16 protein-coding genes are annotated in these 18717 nt (G+C 53.8%); 13 read left to right on the forward strand and 3 right to left on the reverse strand.

What is annotated here, in order from left to right:
* The first annotated feature begins 39 nt into the window (after positions 1-39).
* The 12 genes from GC101_RS33715 (at position 40) to yajC (ending at position 14396) form a co-directional block, all read left to right on the forward strand.
* Positions 40-1014: an ornithine cyclodeaminase family protein gene (locus GC101_RS33715; protein ID WP_171720861.1), complete on the forward strand. Its 975-nt coding sequence runs from the start codon at positions 40-42 to the stop codon at positions 1012-1014.
* 452 nt (positions 1015-1466) lie between these two features.
* A complete protein-coding gene (locus GC101_RS33720) occupies positions 1467-2633 on the forward strand; it encodes a membrane dipeptidase (RefSeq protein WP_171720862.1) in 1167 nt (388 codons plus the stop codon).
* Positions 2634-2646: 13 nt separating this feature from the next.
* Complete coding sequence (locus tag GC101_RS33725; RefSeq protein WP_171720863.1) at positions 2647-4773, forward strand: CocE/NonD family hydrolase; 2127 nt, start codon at positions 2647-2649, stop codon at positions 4771-4773.
* A 111-nt stretch (positions 4774-4884) separates the two neighbouring features.
* The gene (locus tag GC101_RS33730) at positions 4885-6129 is read left to right on the forward strand and encodes a serpin family protein (RefSeq protein WP_171720864.1); all 1245 of its coding nucleotides are present in this window, start codon (positions 4885-4887) and stop codon (positions 6127-6129) included.
* A 102-nt stretch (positions 6130-6231) separates the two neighbouring features.
* Positions 6232-6978, forward strand: coding sequence for a BofC C-terminal domain-containing protein (locus GC101_RS33735; RefSeq protein WP_171720865.1), 747 nt, complete (start codon positions 6232-6234; stop codon positions 6976-6978).
* A gap of 224 nt (positions 6979-7202) precedes the next feature.
* Positions 7203-7706 (forward strand): crossover junction endodeoxyribonuclease RuvC, encoded by a 504-nt coding sequence (gene ruvC, locus GC101_RS33740; RefSeq protein ID WP_039294456.1) that lies wholly within the window; start codon positions 7203-7205, stop codon positions 7704-7706.
* On the forward strand, positions 7703-8326 hold the full coding sequence (ruvA, locus tag GC101_RS33745) for a Holliday junction branch migration protein RuvA (protein ID WP_171720866.1): 624 nt from the start codon (positions 7703-7705) through the stop codon (positions 8324-8326). Before ruvC ends, ruvA begins: the two co-directional genes overlap by 4 nt.
* A 26-nt stretch (positions 8327-8352) precedes the next feature.
* Entirely contained in the window at positions 8353-9360 is a 1008-nt protein-coding gene (gene ruvB, locus GC101_RS33750) for a Holliday junction branch migration DNA helicase RuvB (protein ID WP_171720867.1), read from the forward strand.
* A 376-nt stretch (positions 9361-9736) separates the two neighbouring features.
* The gene (locus GC101_RS33755) at positions 9737-11839 is read left to right on the forward strand and encodes a SpoIID/LytB domain-containing protein (protein ID WP_171720868.1); all 2103 of its coding nucleotides are present in this window, start codon (positions 9737-9739) and stop codon (positions 11837-11839) included.
* 10 nt (positions 11840-11849) lie between these two features.
* A complete protein-coding gene (queA, locus tag GC101_RS33760; protein ID WP_171720869.1) occupies positions 11850-12878 on the forward strand; it encodes a tRNA preQ1(34) S-adenosylmethionine ribosyltransferase-isomerase QueA in 1029 nt (342 codons plus the stop codon).
* 21 nt (positions 12879-12899) lie between these two features.
* Positions 12900-14036 (forward strand): tRNA guanosine(34) transglycosylase Tgt, encoded by a 1137-nt coding sequence (tgt, locus tag GC101_RS33765; protein ID WP_039294470.1) that lies wholly within the window; start codon positions 12900-12902, stop codon positions 14034-14036.
* A gap of 45 nt (positions 14037-14081) precedes the next feature.
* Positions 14082-14396, forward strand: a complete 315-nt coding sequence (gene yajC / locus GC101_RS33770) for a preprotein translocase subunit YajC (RefSeq protein ID WP_042238731.1) — start codon at positions 14082-14084, stop codon at positions 14394-14396.
* 86 nt (positions 14397-14482) lie between these two features.
* On the opposite strand, the gene GC101_RS33775 is transcribed toward yajC, so the two are convergent.
* Together GC101_RS33775 and GC101_RS33780 are read right to left on the reverse strand one after the other, a co-directional pair.
* Positions 14483-15331: a phosphatase PAP2 family protein gene (locus GC101_RS33775; RefSeq protein WP_246354636.1), complete on the reverse strand. Its 849-nt coding sequence runs from the start codon at positions 15329-15331 to the stop codon at positions 14483-14485.
* Positions 15332-15423: 92 nt separating this feature from the next.
* Positions 15424-15816 carry a TIGR04086 family membrane protein gene (locus GC101_RS33780; protein WP_039294476.1) on the reverse strand — a complete coding sequence of 131 codons (393 nt, stop codon included), beginning with the start codon at positions 15814-15816 and terminating at the stop codon, positions 15424-15426.
* Positions 15817-16135: 319 nt separating this feature from the next.
* Between GC101_RS33780 and GC101_RS33785 the strand changes: the two genes are divergently transcribed.
* A complete protein-coding gene (locus tag GC101_RS33785; protein ID WP_171720870.1) occupies positions 16136-16939 on the forward strand; it encodes a YetF domain-containing protein in 804 nt (267 codons plus the stop codon).
* A gap of 10 nt (positions 16940-16949) precedes the next feature.
* On the opposite strand, the gene spoVB is transcribed toward GC101_RS33785, so the two are convergent.
* Entirely contained in the window at positions 16950-18551 is a 1602-nt protein-coding gene (gene spoVB / locus GC101_RS33790) for a stage V sporulation protein B (RefSeq protein ID WP_171720871.1), read from the reverse strand.
* Positions 18552-18717: the final 166 nt, after the last annotated feature.

Below are 18717 nucleotides of genomic sequence, written 5' to 3' on the forward strand. Positions count from 1 at the left end.
AATCATTTTTTGATACCAGGAATCCGGGAGGGTCTATAGGTGCTGATAATAAACGGTAAGGAAGTTACGGAGATTCTAACGATGGAGTCCTGCATCGCTGTGATGGAAACTGTCCACGCTGATCTGTCGGAGGGGGAGGCTGTGCAGAGTCTCCGCCAGGTCCTGCCGCTGGAGGAGCGGAATGTGCTCGGATTGATGCCCGGGTATCTGCGGCGTGAAGGGATCGCTGGTGCCAAGATCATCAGCGTATTCCCCGGCAACCACGGGAGCGGCCTGCCGTCGCATCAGGGGATGGTGTCTTTGTTCGACGCCGCCACCGGCGTGCCGCTGGCCATGGTAGACGGCCAGTCGATTACAGCCATCCGCACGGCGGCAGTCAGTGCGGCGGCGACGAAGCTGCTCGCCAGGGAAGAGGCGGAGTCCCTGGCGGTTCTCGGCACCGGGGAGCAGGCCCGGAGCCATCTGGAAGCTATGCTGCAGGTGCGCGGCATTAAGCGCGCCAAAGTCTGGAGCAGAACGCCGGGCAAGGCCCGGGCGTTCGCCGATGCCATGAGCAGCCGGTGGAACGCAGAGATCACGGCAGCGCTGTCTGTGCAGGACGCGGTGACGGACGCGGACATTATTTGTACGGCAACGGCGGCGGGCGAGCCGGTGCTGCACGGCGCCTGGGTGAAGCCAGGCGCGCATATCAATGCGATCGGCGCATGCAGGGCGCATGAACGGGAGCTGGACACGGCGCTGGTAGCCGGGGCGAGGCTCTATGTGGACCGGCTGGAGTCAGCGGTCCATGAAGCGGGAGATTATCTGATCCCGCTCAGCGAAGGGGCGATTACGGCGGACCATATTATTGGTGAAATTGGCGGGCTGCTTAAGGGGCGTATCCCCGGCAGGGGAAGCGGCAATGAGATTACGCTTTTTAAGGGACTGGGGCTTGCCGTTCAGGATCTTGCCGCAGCCTTCTATATTTATAAACAGGCGGTTGCTCTGCATAAAGGCGTGGAGATTTCATTTTAAATAGGTCTCGGCATTTCTTATTAAGAGTAACTAGTCCAGCATCAGATCTAATGAAGTGTGTCGATTCAACAATGCAGCAAGCGGCAATGGATGTATTCAGCTCGAAGTGAAACTTCAGTGATAGTTGTATAATGTACAATTAAAAACAGAGAAAAGAGCTGATTGCCTCTTATAACTGTAATCTGTACAACTAAATCTGCCCGAATGGGTGATAACCAACTACATTGGTCAGTTTAATTGCACGAAATACAACTAAACGGATAATCAGTTGAAAATCAGACGTTTTAGTTGTATAAAGTGCAGTTAAGCTTAGCGTAATTGGTTACTGCAAAGCCTCAGCAAGCGATTTCTGAAATGGCAGGAGCGGCGGCAGCCGGAAGCCCAAATATTCACCGCGGGGACGAGCGAGCATCAAGTAAATAGGTAGTTTCATAGAGGAGGGGCCGGATCAAGTGAATTTACAGGAACGGGAAGGCTGGTATGAGTTCGGACTGAGTGCTGAACAGGAGGAGCGGGCGAAACGCCTGCATGAGGAGAATATCAATATTGATCTGCTGTTCCAGGGGCCCTTATCCCCAAGCGCTATCCCGGAGAGCGTCTCGCTTAAGGTGAAGGAGCTGTGCGAGCCGTACAAGGATGAACCGATGGTCTATAGCGCCATGCCGGCGCAGATCATTACCCGGCTGTCGGCCAGTGGTGAGATTGCGGAGTACAAAGAGGAATGGTACAAGTCCGGCATTACGGCGGGGAACCGTGAGCTGCACCTGAATGATACGGAGAGCATGATTACCAGTATGGGCGAGGTTCAGCTGCAGTTCGATTCCGCAGACTGGCTGGTGAAGGCACTGACGGCGGAGGATATCCGCAGGGCTAAACGGGAGGGCAGGAAGGCAGGGATTGTAACGGCACAAGAAACGGATGCGCTGGGGAAAAATCTGGAGCTGCTCGATGCGCTGCATGGCTTTGGTCTAAGGATTCTGCAGCTAACGTACAACAACCAGAATCTGATAGGTTCCGGCTGTGCGGAGCCGGGCAATGGCGGGCTGTCCAAATACGGCCTGCGGTTTGTGGAGCGGCTGAATGCGCTGGGAATCATCACCGATACCGGACATTGCGGCAGACAGACCACCCTGGATGCCTGTGCGGCCTCAAAGGCGCCGGTTATCGCCTCGCATACCGGCGTGGAAGCTATCTACCCGCATATGCGCTGCAAAAGTGACGAGGAGATCCGCGCGATTGCTGCGACCGGCGGTGTGATTGGTATTTTTGCGATGCCGTGGTTTGTGCATGAAGATCCGGACCATACCACCATTGAGCATGTACTGGACCATATTGAATATGTGATCAGGCTGGTAGGCGTAGAGCATGTGGGTATCGGAACGGACTGGCCTATGAGTGACCTGGAGTGGTCACTGGTCTTTTTCAAGGAGCAGATTGCACCTAAGCTGGGGTTCGCCAAAGGGGATGGTCCCTCCACGGAAACCGTAGCAGGGCTTGAGAAATACAGTTATTTCAGCAATTTCACGCGGGGACTGGTGGCGCGCGGGTACAGTGATGAAGAGATCGCTAAGATTATGGGCGGCAACTGGCTGCGTGTGTTCGAACAAATTTGCGGATAGGGGACTTTTACAGATGAATTCATACTTACAGCAGACAAGCTTCAACTTCTATTGCTCGGGGATATATAGCGGCACTATCCGTTTCACGGACAAGGAGGTCATGCACGCCAAGGTTGACACCCGCAGACGCACACAGATGCAGGAGAATGTGCTGGATGCTGGCGCGAAATATGTTCTTCCGCTGACGCGGATCGCGGGGCAGCTTCATGTGTACACCGATGCGGAATGGGCCGGGGACGAGGTTATCCTCAAGAACGGGGACAAATATCAGAAGCATATTACCTATCAGGCGGAGATCTCCGGTGTAGAGCGGACTTCGCAGGTATGGGCTTACCGCGGGGGCACGGCGCTGGATATTGTAACGCTGGACGGGGAGGTGATCGCCTTTCTGACCCCTAACCGCTATGGCATTGAGCTGATCGTTAAGGCAGGATATGAGCAGCTGACCCCGCTCGCCCTCTATGCTGAACCGCTGCTGTCGCAGCCGGAATATGGTGTGAACGATCTGGGAACGTATCTTGTGCCGATGCGGGATGGCGTGAAGCTGGCTACCGATGTATTTCTTCCTGAAGGTCTTGAGCCGGGAACGAAGGTGCCAACTATCTTGGTGAGAACCTGTTACGACCGGAATGGTAAAAAAGAAATCTTCATGCGCTGGGCGAATAAAGGCTACGCCGTGATCTCCCAGGATGTACGCGGCCGCGCGGATTCGGAAGGTGAGCTGATCCCGTTCTACAATGAACGCGATGACGGCTACGATACCATTGACTGGATTATTGCCCAGGAATGGTCTGACGGCAAAGTTGGAATGTGGGGCGCCTCCTACCTCGGCTATGTTGTTGTAGCAGCCGCTACCAGCGGTCACCCGAACCTGCTGGCGGTGGTGGATGAGGTTAATGTAGGTTCGCCGTTCGTGGACACCGCGCGCAAAGGAGGAACGCTCTGCTCCTGGCCGCTGCTGTCCTGGACGCTTGCGCAGTCGGTGGGGACGCGGACGGACTTTGATATTTTTGGCGGCATTACAGTGGACCCTGAAGCTGCGGTCGATGCCAGACCCATCAGGGATATTCCGCAGCAGATGATCGGCCGCACTTCGGGGCCGTGGGAGCTGTGGAGCCAGCATCCCGAGTATGACGATTTCTGGAGAAACTGTACGTTCACCGAACGCGGAGATCAGGTTAAGGTTCCGATGTATGTGATCTCCGGCTGGTATGACGGTGACAGCCCGGGGGTATCGGAGACCTGGCGGATGCTGACGGAGCATGATGTGAAGAGCCGCAAAATCCGCCTAGGTGCCTGGGAGCACGGACCGAACCGGGCGCGGGATCTGCTGGACGTATCCTTCGGCAATGATGCAGTGGTGTACGATTATGATATATCTGTGCTGCGCTGGTTCGACCGGTTCCTGAAGGGGATTCCGAACGGAATCGACCAGGAGCCGCGTGCTTCCTATTATGTGGTGGGCGAGAACCGCTGGAGAACCTCGGAGGACTGGACACCGGCAGAAGCAAAGGTAACTCCGTTCTATCTGGGCGGAGACGGCCGGGCGAATTCATCACTGGGCGATGGACGGCTGGTTATGGAGCCGGAGGAACATTCAGCAGCAGACACTTACATCTATAATCCGGCTGACCCGGTTGCCGACAGCGGCGAGCGGGAGCCGGAGAATATGCGGAAGCATGAGCTGCGCAGCGATATCGTTGTCTATACCAGTGAGCCGCTGGCGGAGAAGCTGACCATTGCCGGTGAGCTGTCTGCGGTCATCTATGCGGCAAGCTCGGGTCTGGATACGGACTGGGTCGTGACGCTGAGTGATGTGAATGAACAAGGAGATTCCATCCGCCTGTCCAATTACATCGTGCGGGCGAAATACCGGCACGGGCTGGAACAGCCGCAGCTGCTGGTGCCGGGGCAGGTGGAGCGGTACGATATTTTCCTGCAGAACATCGCCCACTCGTTTGCCGCGGGACACCGGGTCCGCTTCACCGTCACTTCTTCCAGCAAATTCGTGGCCTTTCCTAACACAAACACCGGAAACAATCCGTATGAAGATACGGAAGCGGTCATTGTGCAGCAGACGATCTGCCATAACCAGGAGTATCCGAGCCATATTAAGCTGCCAGTGGTGCCGAATTTCTAATGAATATCTGAGCCGGTCATTTGCAACTTTTTCCAATTGGGATCGTCCATGAATGTGAAAGGGCATCTGGTACATAGCCTTGCCGCTTCGGATGAACTCAAGGAGGGAGCTATGATGATCAAAAGAATATCCGTACTCTTGTTAGCCGTGCTGCTCCTGGCCGGCTGCAGTAAAGGAGGTTCCAAAATGAGCTATTCAGAGAGACAGGCAGCTGCAGCCGGGCTTGATTTCGGACTGGCCGAGAGAAGTAACCGGCTGGGCGCGATGCTGTTTGGCCAGTTGTGGAAGCCGGGCGGCGGGAATCTGACGGTGTCACCTTATAGTGTTGCCGCTGCGCTGGCCCTTGCTTATAACGGTGCGGACGGAGAGACGGCAGAGGAGCTGGGAACGCTGCTGGGCTATGCACCTGATGAGCGGGAGCAGCTGAATACCGGCCATCAGGCTTTGCTGCAGCTGCTGAATGACGCCGGACCGGGAATTGAGCTGAAGATCGCGAACTCGGTCTGGGGCATGAAGGGGCTGCCGCTGCGCAAGGACTATCTCAAGACAGGTAAGGATTTCTATAACGCAGAGATCAGGGCGACAGACTTAGCTGCAGAGAAATCTGTGACGCAGATTAATGATTGGGTCTCGGACCACACGGAGCATAGAATTAATGAAATGCTCACGGAGCCGCCGGGACCGCAGGCTGTGGCGGTACTTGTCAACGCGCTGTATCTCAAAGCCGGCTGGAGTGATGTGTTTCCGGAGGAGGCAACTGCGCCAGCAGACTTCTATCCCCCGGACGGGGCAGCAGTGCGGGCAATGATGATGAAGCGGAGCGGATATTTTCAGTATGCTGAGAATGAGGACTGGCAGGCTGTGAAGCTTCCTTATGGAGAGGGCCAGATGGAGATGACCGTAATCCTGCCGGGCGGGGAATCTTCCTTGCAGGAGCTTGCGGATCAGCTTGCGGCGGGCAGCCTCCCGCTTGATGAGGGCTTCGCCAGTGCCCGGGGGACGCTGCGGCTGCCGCGTTTTACAGCGGGCTACGGGGCAGAGCTTACAAAGGTTCTGCAGGCGCTGGGTGTGAAGCTGGCTTTCGACCCGGACCAGGGGGATTTCCCGCTGCTGGCGGACCTGAATCGCCCGATTTATTTCAGCAAGGTCATCCACAAAACCTACATCGATGTGAATGAACGGGGGACGGAGGCGGCGGCTTCCACTGTGATCGAGATGCTTGCAGGATCAGCCCCTCCGGCAGATACGCCCTTTGAAATGACGGTCAACCGGCCGTTTCTGTTCATGATCAAGGATGTGCAGACTCAGGTGGTCCTGTTCCTCGGAGCCATTGAGAATCCGCTGGACACAGATTAATTCCGCTTGGAATGAATTTCAAGCAAAAACGCATAAATGCTCCCTTCACAGGTCACAATAGGGAAAAACCAGAATGAAGGGATTAACGTGAATGCTTTTCGCTTGAAAAAACAACTGTGGCGGCGGTGGAGACGTTGGAAAAAGGCTCCCTGGGTGGGGGCGGCATGCATCGCGCTTACGGTGCTGGCCTGGCGTGGCATGCAGGTTCCGGAAGAGATCAGCCTGCTGTTGGAGCATACAGCCTGGACGTTGCCTGGAACACTAAGCGGAATAGAGGAGCAGGACCGGGAACCCGGCAGCAGCATTCCGGCTGTGGCAGCCGTTTATAACCATACAGGGAATGAAGCAGAAGATGAAGCTGCAGTGATGGACAGCAAAGAGCTGCTTGAAGCGGTCAACCGGGAAGCGGTCAGCAGAACGGTGCACCTGAAGACAATTTATGTATCCGGCGAAGAGGTGCAGACACTGCCCGGCAAGCAGACACCGGCCCAGCTGAAGATGATGATCGGACAGCATTCCGATTGGAGCGGATGGCTCAGCAGGGAAGGCGATTTGTGGCTGGAGCAGAGAGTCAATGACCTGTCGCCTCTAACCAAAAAAGAGGCCTACTTCGGAGTGGATGAACAGGGGAATCTGACGCTGTTCAAAGGACCGCCGACGTCGGAAAAGGTGATGAAGACCTTCTTTCAGCTGGATATGGGCTCGATGAAATCCTCTTTGCCGGAGGGGATCTGGGAGCAGCTTCATCAGGGCATCCGGGTACAGGACCTGGAGGAGTACAACAGTGTACTGTCTACCTTCAGCGACTATGCGAGGGACTCGGCGGAACAGGTGATGCATGCGGAATGAAGTGAAGGACATAACTGTTTGAAGACTCGTGGGCAGGAGGCTCACGGGTTTTTTTGTTTGAAATAGCAGCCTGATTTTAATTTCTCCGGGACAAAGTTTTTGTCTCCCCGGGGAAATTTTTTTGTTATAATGGGTAGAAGGAATACATATGTTCGCTTTAGGGCGGATTCATGGATGAACCCGCAGGGGCTATTCTGCCCTGGCACAGAGGAGAGAGAAGGATCTTGCGCATCTTGGGGATTGATCCGGGGCTGGCGATTGTCGGCTTTGGTTTTGTAGATAAGGTTGGTAACAAATTGACTCCGGTCCAGTACGGCTGCATCCAGACTGAGGCGCATACTCCGGAAGAGGAACGCCTGCTGCATGTCTATGAAGGCATGGTGCAGCTGATTGATAAATATAAGCCGGATGCGGTTGCGGTAGAGAAGCTGTTCTTCAGCCGCAATGTGACAACGGCGCTGCCGGTGGCGCAGGCGCGCGGAGTGCTGATTCTGGCGGCCGTGCAGCGCGGGCTGCCGGTGGCGGAATACACCCCTATGATGGTGAAGCAGGCAGTAGTAGGGTACGGCAAGGCGGAGAAGAAACAGGTTCAGGAGATGGTCAAGCTGCTCCTTAAGCTGTCGGCTGTACCGAAGCCCGATGATGTGGCGGATGCACTGGCGGTGGCGGTATGCCACGCCCATTCCGTGAGTCTTAATTCCAAATTAAATGAGGTATTGCGAAAATGATAGATTTCCTAAGAGGACCGGTTGTACATTTGGAGTCAGAATATGTAGTACTGGATGTTCAAGGCGTAGGATACCGGGTCTTCTGCCCGAATCCGTATGCTTTTGCCAAGGTGGAGGGTCCGGTGACCATCTTCATTCATTATCAGACCCGTGAGGATGCGACGCTCCTGTTCGGATTCCCGACCCGTGAGGAGCAGAAGCTGTTCCGCAAGCTGATCGAGGTATCGGGCATCGGCCCGCGCGTGGCGCTGGGTATTCTGACCGGCGGAACGCCGGATCAGCTGATCTCGGCGATCTATCAGGAGAATATCACCTTCCTGACGAAGCTGCCGGGCATCGGCAAGAAGACGGCGCAGCGGATGATTCTGGATCTGAAGGACAAGCTGGACGGCTTCGGCGGAGCTGCCTTGCAGACAGGCCTGTTCGCTGTAGCGGCTGAAGCCCAGGCTAAGGTGGAGGCCCTACCGTGGGAAGAGGCTCGCGACGGCCTGAGGGCACTGGGTTATACCGATGCTGAGCTGGACCGCGTGTGGCTGAAGATGAAGCAAGAAGGTACGGATACCGGACCGGTTGATGTGCTGATGAAGAAGGCGCTGGGGCTGCTGTATATTGCCAAATAGGTCCCTGAAGAACGGAGTGAGGAATAATGGATGACCGGATTATATCGGCAAATCTGATGATGGACGAGCAGGCGGTTGAATTAAGTCTGCGGCCCCGTTATCTGGGTGAATATATCGGCCAGAACCAGGTGAAAGAAAACCTGAAAATATATATTGAAGCAGCCAAGATGCGCAGCGAAGCGCTGGATCATGTCTTGCTGTACGGGCCTCCGGGTCTGGGCAAAACGACGCTGGCGAATATTATCGCCAATGAGCTGGGTGTGAATCTGCGGACCACCTCCGGTCCGGCAATTGAGCGGCCGGGCGATCTGGCCGCGCTGCTGACCAACCTCCAGGAAGGCGATGTGCTGTTCATTGATGAGATCCACCGCCTGCACCGCACGGTGGAAGAGGTCATGTATCCGGCGATGGAGGATTTCGCGCTGGATATTATGATCGGCAAAGGCCCAAGTGCCCGCTCGGTGCGGCTGGACCTGCCGCCCTTCACGCTCATTGGAGCAACGACACGCGCGGGGCTGCTGTCCGCTCCGCTGCGCGACCGATTCGGCGTAGTCAGCCGGCTTGAGTACTACACAATCGATGAGCTGAGCTTCATCGTAGCCCGCAACGCCGAGCTGCTCAGCATCGAGATTCTGGGCGATGCTGCGGAAGAGATTGCCCTGCGGGCCCGTGGGACTCCGCGGATTGCCAACCGTCTCCTGAAGCGGGTGCGCGATTATGCGCAGGTCCGCGGCGACGGTATTATTACGCCGGAGATTGCCGCTGAATCGCTGAAGATGCTTCAGGTAGATCCGCGCGGACTGGACAACATCGACCACAAGATGCTGCAGTCGATGATCAGCTCCTTCCGCGGCGGACCGGTCGGGCTCGATACCATCGCCGCTACGATAGGCGAAGAGAGCCAGACTATTGAGGATGTATACGAACCCTATCTGCTGCAGATCGGTTTCCTGCAGCGCACGCCGCGCGGGCGCATAGTGACCCCGGCGGCCTATCATCATCTGGGACTTCCGCTTCCTCCGCAGCAGAACTGAGGCTGCCCATAATACAACATTTTTCGTATGATCCCGGCTATAATTCCCGAATTGTTGTATCAAAGGCAACATTTCTTCTCCTCCAAGCGGTTTGGCGGGACAAATCTTGTATTTCATACAACAATCTGTCCCAACCGCCAGATATCTAGGGGATCTATACAAGTGAGAAGCTTAAGAATTTGAATGCTCTTTGCAATGGATTAGGTGCGAGAAGTTGAATAAACCGTTCGTCACATAAGCGCCCGACCGGGTGCTTAATTGGTTGCAGTCTAGAATACCTTTTGTATAACACAATTAAGAGTATGCTTCCGAAGCTGGTTTGGAACGAAGCCTAGTCAGGCAGCAGATACTCTCAAAATTTTTTAGGAGGCCTACAATGAATCTTGCCAGGTGGAAAGAAACAGGGTTAGGGCTGCTGGGCCGCGGAGTATTGGCCGTATCACTGGTAGCAGGCAGCCTTCTGACCTTTGCGGGTACCACTCACGCCGATACCGGCGGGGCGATCCGGGTTGCACTGTATGCCGATATTGGCAGCAAATATAAATCTACCGTACCGCTGGTCACGCTGCAGTCCGATTTGGGCTTCAGCCTGCTCTCGCAGGCCGGAACACCTCTATTGTCGGTTCCTGCCCAGAATAAAGTCCGTGTCAGTCTGGACGGTTACCGGGTGAAGGTGCTGGAAACGCCAACCTGGCAGGTGGCAGCGGATGCAGCCAAGAAGCTCCAGGCTACCTCTGATAAACCCCAGCTGTTTATGGCATCACGGGGCGGAGCCAAGGTGTATCAGCTATATACTGGAAGCTATGCCAGTGAAGCTGCCGCCAAAACGGGGCTGACCTCCGTGATGAAAGCCGGAGTAAGCCTTCCGGAAGGACAGACCCCGGCTGTTGCCGGGACCAGACATCTGTCCGCAGGTTCCTACGCGACTCTTGAGGAAGCGCAGGCGGTTGTCGGCAGCCTAACCGCTGCCGGGTTCGATGCCTGGCCGGTATTCGTGTCCGGAGAAGGCGGCAGTGCACGGACTGAAGTTTGGGTAGGCGAAGCGGCGAGCGACAGCGATCTTGCAGCGGTCTCTGCCTCGGCAGCTGCACTGCTCCCGCAGCTTGTTCTGTCGCCGGTGGCGGCAGGTACAGCGGGACTGATTATCCGGATGGATGCAGGACTTGATTTCAGCAGTGAAGTCCAGGCCTTTCATTATCTGTTATCCGGAAGCGACGCGAAGTTCACGGCCGCCGGCAATGAGAAGGGGATTCTGCTTACGGAGAGATCCAAGCGTACTTACCGCGGCAATCTGGAGCTGGGCAATCTGAACGGTTCATTGTCGGTAATCAACGTAGTGCCGCTGGAGCAATATCTGTATGCGGTTGTCGGCGGAGAGGTTTCATCCGGCTGGCCGGAAGAGGCGCTCAAAGCCCAGGCCGTTGCGGCGCGCAGCTATGCACTGGCCCAGGGCAACCGCTTCGATGTAGCCAATGTTGTCGATACCACGCTGAGCCAGGTGTATAACGGCATAGGCGCTGAAGCTCCGGTCATTACCAAGGCAGTGGATGCTACTGCAGGCGAAGTGCTGATGAGCGGCGGCAAAATAGTAGAAGCCGTGTTCTCTTCCAACGGCGGCGGCGTTACTGCAGATCCGTCTGAAGTATGGAACAACGGCGGCGATACCTTCGTCAGTGTAGCCAGTGCCGAGGATGTTGCGGCAGTTGCTTCATCTAAAAAGTGGTATTATGTGCTGCTGAACAGCGGCATTTCCGGTTATGCCCGTGAAGACAATATCAAATTGACCGGGAACACAACGGCGGCTGGACTTCCGCTGGCTACGGCAACCACCAAGGATGTGAATATCCGGCCTTTGCCTATTATTGAGAGCAGTGTTACTCCCGCAGGCAAGCTGAACCCTGGCGATAACGCCGTAGTGCTGGGCCAGGTCTATGAATCCGGCAGCTACAGCTGGATCAAAGGGCCGTATACCTCGGCAGAGCTGCTCAAAAGCCTGTCCGGCAAAACAAGCAACGCTCTTCCGTCTTCCATAACCAGTCTCCAGGTGACTAAGCGCGGCCCTTCGGGGAGAGCGGTGGAAGTCAAGGCTAACGGCCAGATTCTGCAGGTGAAATACCCGGATCTGTTCCGTTCATCCTTTGGCGGATTGCCCAGTACTTTGTTTGATATTGTCCCGGCAGGCAGTTATACTGTACTAGGCGCTGACGGCACTACAGCCACAATTGGCAGTTCGACAAGCGCTGGAGTGCTCTCTGCAACCGGCAAAGTTACTGCAAATGGCAGCGGAACCGTAGTCATGGGTGCTGATCAATCTTCCAGAGTGGTCACCAGCAGTCCCGGATTCTATTTCATCGGCTGGGGCAACGGGCACGGCCTGGGCATGTCCCAATGGGGCGTAAAGGGCATGGCAGATAGCGGGTATGATTATCGTCAAATATTGCAACACTATTTTAATAACGTTACTATAGTTAAGGAATGAAGATCCCATCATGAATGTAGATAATTATGATTTTAATTTGCCGGAGGAACTGATTGCCCAGACTCCGCTTGCCGACCGCAGCTCATCCAGACTGCTGCTCGTAAACAAGGAGAACGGTCAACTGGAACACGGGCATTTCACAGATATACTGCAGCAATTCCGTCCCGGAGATACACTGGTATTGAATGATACGAGAGTTATTCCGGCCAGACTGTTCGGTGTCAAGGAGGATACCGGGGCGAAGGCAGAGGTTCTGCTGCTGAAGAATCTCGGTGAAGACCGCTGGGAAGCGCTGGTTAAGCCCGGCAAGAAGCTGAAGACCGGAGCGGTGATCATCTTTAGCGAAGAGCTTCGCGCCGTAATAGAGGACGAAGCGGATATGGGCGGCCGGACGCTGCGCTTTATCTATCAGGGAATCTTCCAGGAGATACTGGACAGGCTCGGATCGATGCCGCTTCCTCCGTACGTTAAGGAAACTCTGGATGACCGCGAACGTTATCAGACAGTCTACGCGCGGCATGAAGGATCGGCGGCCGCCCCTACGGCGGGACTGCATTTCACCCAAGAGCTGCTGGAGCAGATTGCAGCGGCCGGTGTGAATATCGCTTATATTACCCTGCATGTAGGTCTCGGCACCTTCCGTCCGATGTCGGTAGAAACCGTGGAAGAGCATGTGATGCATGCCGAATATTACGAATTATCCCAAGAGACAGCAGAGATGCTGAACTCCGCGAGAGCCAGAGGCGGAAGAATTATCGCTGTCGGCACCACCTCCTGCCGGACCCTTGAGACGGCCGGGAGACAAGCGGCGGGCGGACCGCTCAAGGCATCAAGCGGCTGGACGGATATTTTCATCTATCCCGGCTACGAATTCACTGTCGTCAATGCACTGATTACCAATTTCCATCTGCCGAAGTCTACTTTGGTCATGCTGGTGAGCGCTTTGGCCGGCCGGGAGCATATTCTCGCCGCCTATGAAGAAGCGATTAAGCAGCAGTACCGGTTCTTCAGCTTTGGCGATGCAATGTTCATTTATTAAGCAAGAGGAAGGGTTAAACCTATGGCAGCAATCACTTATGAACACATTAAGACCTGTAAGCAGTCCGGAGCAAGGCTCGGAAGAGTCCATACTCCACATGGAATCATTGAAACACCAACCTTCATGCCGGTAGGCACACAAGCCACCGTCAAAACAATGAGCCCTGAAGAGCTTAAGCAAATGAATGCGCAGATTATTCTGAGTAATACCTACCATTTGTTCCTTCGTCCGGGCCATGAGATCATCGGCGAAGCCGGCGGTCTGCACAAATTCATGAACTGGGACCGGCCTATCCTGACTGACAGCGGCGGTTTCCAGGTATTCTCGCTGAGCGACATGCGCAAGATTACCGAAGAAGGCGTTCATTTCCGCTCCCATTTAAATGGGGACAAGAAGTTTCTCTCGCCGGAAGTAGCGATGGAAATCCAGAATGCACTCGGTTCCGATATTATGATGGCCTTCGATGAATGCCCGCCCTATCCGGCAGAATATGAATACGTCAAAAAGTCACTTGAACGCACCACCCGCTGGGCAGAAAGATGCCTCAAAAGCCATGCACGTCCTAATGATCAGGGGCTGTTCGCAATCGTACAGGGGGGCATGCACGAGGATCTGCGCCGTCAGAGCGCGGCAGATTTGACTTCCATGGATTTCCCGGGGTATGCTATTGGGGGGCTCAGCGTCGGAGAGTCCAAGCAGCTAATGTATGAAGTGCTGGATTATACAGTTCCACTGCTGCCGCAAGGGAAACCGCGCTATTTAATGGGCGTAGGTTCACCGGATGCGCTGCTGGAAGGGTCAATCCGCGGAATAGACATGTTCGATTGTGTTCTGCCTACCCGTATTGCCCGCAATGGAACGACGATGACCAGTCAGGGAAGACTCGTTGTACGCAACGCGCAGTATGCCCGTGATTTCGGGCCGCTTGATCCGGAGTGTGATTGCTATACCTGCCGGAATTATTCCCGCGCTTATTTGCGCCATCTGATCAAAGCCGACGAAACCTTCGGCTTGCGGTTAACGACATACCATAATTTACACTTCCTGCTGGAATTGATGCGTAAAGTGCGTGAAGCCATCATGGAAGATCGGCTGCTTGATTTTCGCGATGAGTTTTTTGCACAATACGGATTATATGATAATCTAAAAGGCTTCTAAAAGTACTGGGTGATATGTTAAATTTTTTGGAAAGGGGGGAATGATATGTCACATTTTCAACTGGCAGCAGCTTCAGGCGGCGGAGGCAATATTCTTGGCCTGGTAGGTCCATTTGTACTTATGTTTGTTGTTTTCTACTTCCTGCTGATTCGTCCGCAGCAGAAGAAAACCAAAGCACGCAACGGAATGCTCAAGTCTTTGAAAAAAGGCGATAAGGTAGTTACTATCGGCGGTCTTCACGGAACAATTATGGAGATTTCTGATGACATCGTTGTATTGCGGGTTAATGACGTGACCCGATTGACCTTTGACCGGGGTTCGATCAGTCACTCTGTCGTGGAAGTAGAAGACAAAGATTGATTTGTCTGCACCAAATTACATAAAAACCGGCGTCTCTCGAAAGAGAACGCCGGTTTTTTTTGCATTATACAGTTCAAAGGTTGATGTTAACGCACATCCGTAGCCCGGCTTCGTACTCTCAGCCGTTCTTCCCCGCTGCGCAGGGTAAGTTTGGCGAGCTGCACTGCGACAGTTGTGGACAGAACAGCCAGCAAAGTGCCGCCGAGCATATCGGTCAGCCAGTGGATACCGAGATAGAATATTCCGAAGACGATAGCAACGGCCGAAATTGTACTAATCACCATCCAGCGGCGGTTGCCGGAACGGTAGGCCAGCAGCGCCATGGATACGGAAATGGCAGTATGCAGGCTGGGGAAGCAGTTGTTAAGGCCCGATAGCGGCCGGTACTCCTGTTCAAACTTCGGAAAAACATCCAGCATGGTAAATCGCACCCCTGCGGGCAGATAGGACCACACTTCATTTACCGGAAAATACAGATAGAAGGGAATAGCAACGGCATAGGTTATCATGATCGTGTAGCAGGTCGCATAGAGCATCACGCGGTTCTTATCCAGCAGATAGATACCGAGCGAGGCGGCGAGCACCGATTGCAGCATGAAGATATAGAAGAAGACGATGATTGGGGTCAGCCAAGGCGTATAGAACAGCTCTTGCACATGTCTGACAAAGTGGCCCTCGAGACCAAAGACAAAGGCTGTGTAATCCGAAGTCAGGTGCATCTTCCGCTCGATCTGCAGCTCATATTTATTCAGAGCAAGCACGCTGAACATTCCTATAATAATCAGAGTGAATTTATAGGACCGCAGCAGCTCTCTCCCGATTTCAACTAGGGCCATTAGCGGATTGCGCCGGGCGCCGATCCAAATCAATACCACTACAATGGCAACGGTGTATACAACTACAAGATTCATGGACTGGTAAAGCAAAGCATTCAAAGCCTCCTTGATAAATCCCTCATATGAAGTCAGATGCACTCAGTGTAACATATTTTCAAGGATAGGTTTCAAATTTCGAAAAATTATATTAATTAGGATTTCTGCAAATTAACCCCAAATATTCCCCCGAGTGCACCAATGCCTGCTGCAGCCAGTACCCAGAGGAAATCAATCCCTGCCGGTGCGCTGTCCAGCGCCAGGAATCCGATCAGCAGAACTATCAATCCATAGAATGCGCCAGTGAGTGCTCCCTGATACCAGCCTTTGCTTGAAGCTCTGCCGCCTGCGGTCAAGCCTCCGAAAGCGGCAGCTATGCCGTGTACAATATAGGTGTACATGGTAAGATCCTGTTCCTGCAGTCCGCTGCCCCAGAGCAGCAGGGAGAGAACGAATGCGCCCAGCAGCATCCACAGGAACGACCGGCATAAACCCGACAATACAGGACTAGATATTTTCCATGAGAATAGACGCCTAATTAACGACATGGGTAAAACCTCCTAAAAGTTTGTTTGCGTTACTTCCTGGACGGGCTCCTTACAAACTGGCTTGGAAAGCATACGCTAAGTTTGCTTGCGGTACTTTCTGGTTGGGCTTTGAAAAAAGTGTCCTGCCTGAGCTGGTACTAATCATTGTATGGGAAGGCTTGCCCCAATAGTACAAGAATGGCAGACAGGACTTTTACCAGTAATTAATCAGCAGGCTTCCGAATGTTCCCTTGGCAGGCAGGTCAGAATAGGGGTACATTAATCCGCCCGTTATGGCTCTCAGCCGCCGGGTGAGAAGCGGAAGGGGAGCGAAGAGAATATGTTGTTCCAGCATATTACTGCCCACATCTTTCTGACCGTGCTGATGTATATCTTCATTTTCCTGAGTATGCGGATCATGGGCAAACGGGAGATCGGCAAATTGTCGGTGTTTGACCTCACGATTTCAATTATGATTGCTGAGATTGCTGTGTTTGTAATTGAAGATATCGAGCGGCCCATCTATGACGGGTTCGTGCCCATGGCAACGCTGGTTCTGATTCAGGTGTTGGTCGCACAGCTCAGTCTGAAGAGCCGGAAGCTTCGCCTGCTGGTGGATGGCAAGCCGAGTATTCTTATTTCGGACGGCAAGCTGCACCGGGGCGAGATGCGTAAACAGAGATATAATATTGATGACCTGCTGCTGCAGCTCCGAGGGCAGAACATCGACAGTCCGGCTGATGTAGAGTTCGCCATTCTTGAAACCAGCGGGCAGCTTACTGTAATTGAAAAGAACAAAGGGGTATCTTCAAGCAATCAATCAGGAAACAGCAGTTCAGGCGCGGAGCAGAAAGAACAGAACAGCGGAGACCAGCAGAGCTCCCGCAGTTCAGATAATTCTGATAAATCAGACAGTTCAAGTACGGTTAAGCTTCCGAAGCACAAAATCCGCTACGAAGGTCTCCCGATTCCGCTGATTATGGACGGAAAGGTGCAGGACGACAATCTGGAGATGATCGGCAAGAATAGATTCTGGCTCAGAACCCAGATCCGCCAGAAGGGTGTCTCCGATTTCCGTGATGTTTTCCTATGCTCAATTGATCATAAGGGGCAGATATATATTGACCCGATCGGCTCCAGATAAGGAGAAGATGTTAGCTGCGCCAGCGTTTGAAGAAAGGTACTCGCTCCAGATCACGCCTGGAGATCAGGCCTGATAACAGGCAAATGCTAAAGTATACGCCCATCCCGCAGGCAGCGGCTTCCAGAAACTGTATCCACTGTGAGGAGGAGACGTGAACTGAGGTATAGACGTAAGACATTCCGGCAGCCATGATGATCGTAGCCGCTATAATTTTGACCGGATCCGACCATCTTAAGGACATGGCTGTCAGCCGGATAACACTGTATCCATGCAGTATAGTCACAAGGAGGCTATTGACAATAATGGCGATGATGGCTCCTTGAATCCCGTATTCCGGCCTGGAGGCGAGCAGCAGAATCAGCAGGATTTTGACGACCGCACCAATCAGTGTATTAATCAGTGCCTTGCCGGGGCGATCCATAGCCTGAAGGGCAGCCTGCAACGGGGCCTGGACATAGAGGAATAAAGCGAACGGTGCCATCATCCGCAGCATAGGTGCCGTATCCGCTGCATTGCCGTACATCAGTGTACATAACGGTACGGCAAGAACGTACATAACAGCAGCAAACGGAGCGCCCGTTACCATAGCCAGCCGCAGGGCCTGATGCATTCTTTTATGAATCGTGGGCAGGTCATTTCTGGCAGCTGCCTCGGATAAGGAAGGGACGAGGGACACGGCCAGCGAGGAGCTGAGCACACCCGGCAGCAGCAGCAGCGGAATAACCATTCCCTGCAGAGAACCATATTGTGCAGTTGCAGCCGCGGCGGCTATTCCGGCAAGGGCCAGGCTGCGCACGGTAATGATGGATTCCAGCAGATACGAGAAGGATCCGATCAAACGTCCGGCGGTTACAGGTACAGAGATGCCGATCAGCCGCTTAAGCACACTCCCTGGTTGTCTCTGCGGTTCATCTCCGGACTCAGCAGAGCTACCGGAAACAGCCGTTCCGGCAGGAGGCGGAGCCTCATTCTTGTCCTTTTTGACGATATAATAATATTGCAGCAGCAGGGCCAGCATTCCGCCAATCTCACCCACAGTAACGCCCAGCATCGCACCTGCCGCCGCAAAAGCAATTCCTTTCGGGAGCAGCAGCCAGGAAAACCAAAGCATAAAGAAGATCCGGATGAATGATTCCAGCACAGAGGAAAACGCCGAGGGAAGCATATTCTGCCTGCCCTGGAAATATCCGCGGTAGATGGACGAAACGGCCACGATTGCAATCATTGGAGTCATGCTGACAAAGGTGTAATATACCCGCTGGTCGGTCAGAATAACGCTTGATACCCATGAGGCGCTGAGCAGAGCTACAATGGTGAAAAAAATACCGAGCGTCAGGCTGATTGCCAGGCCCGTATGCAGGATTTTGCGGGACTCCTCGGGCCGGTTCTCTCCTTCTGCTTCAGCAACCATTTTGGCAATTGCCAGCGGCAGCCCGCCGGTAATAACGGTTACCAGTACGATAAAGAACGGATATCCAAGCTGATATAGTCCTACTCCTTCGGCGCCGATGATCCGCGGCAAAGCAATCCGGGGAATAAAACCAAGCATCCGGTTAATGATGCCTGCAAATAACAGGATTAATGTTCCTTGTATAAAGGTCTGTTTCCTCAAAGGGCACTCCTTCTTCCCAAATTAGATGAAAACTTCCGGTGAATTTGTTCCTCTCCCAAGCAGGCTTGTATAAGGATATGCTGCTACAGGTCAACTCCATGACAAGCTTTCCATATGACAAGTTTTTGGCCGAAAGAAGGAAAGAGCGGCAGAGGGGTCGAATATT

This window comes from Paenibacillus phytohabitans, assembly GCF_013141775.1.
GTDB classification, from domain to species: Bacteria; Bacillota; Bacilli; order Paenibacillales; family Paenibacillaceae; genus Paenibacillus_AQ; species Paenibacillus_AQ phytohabitans.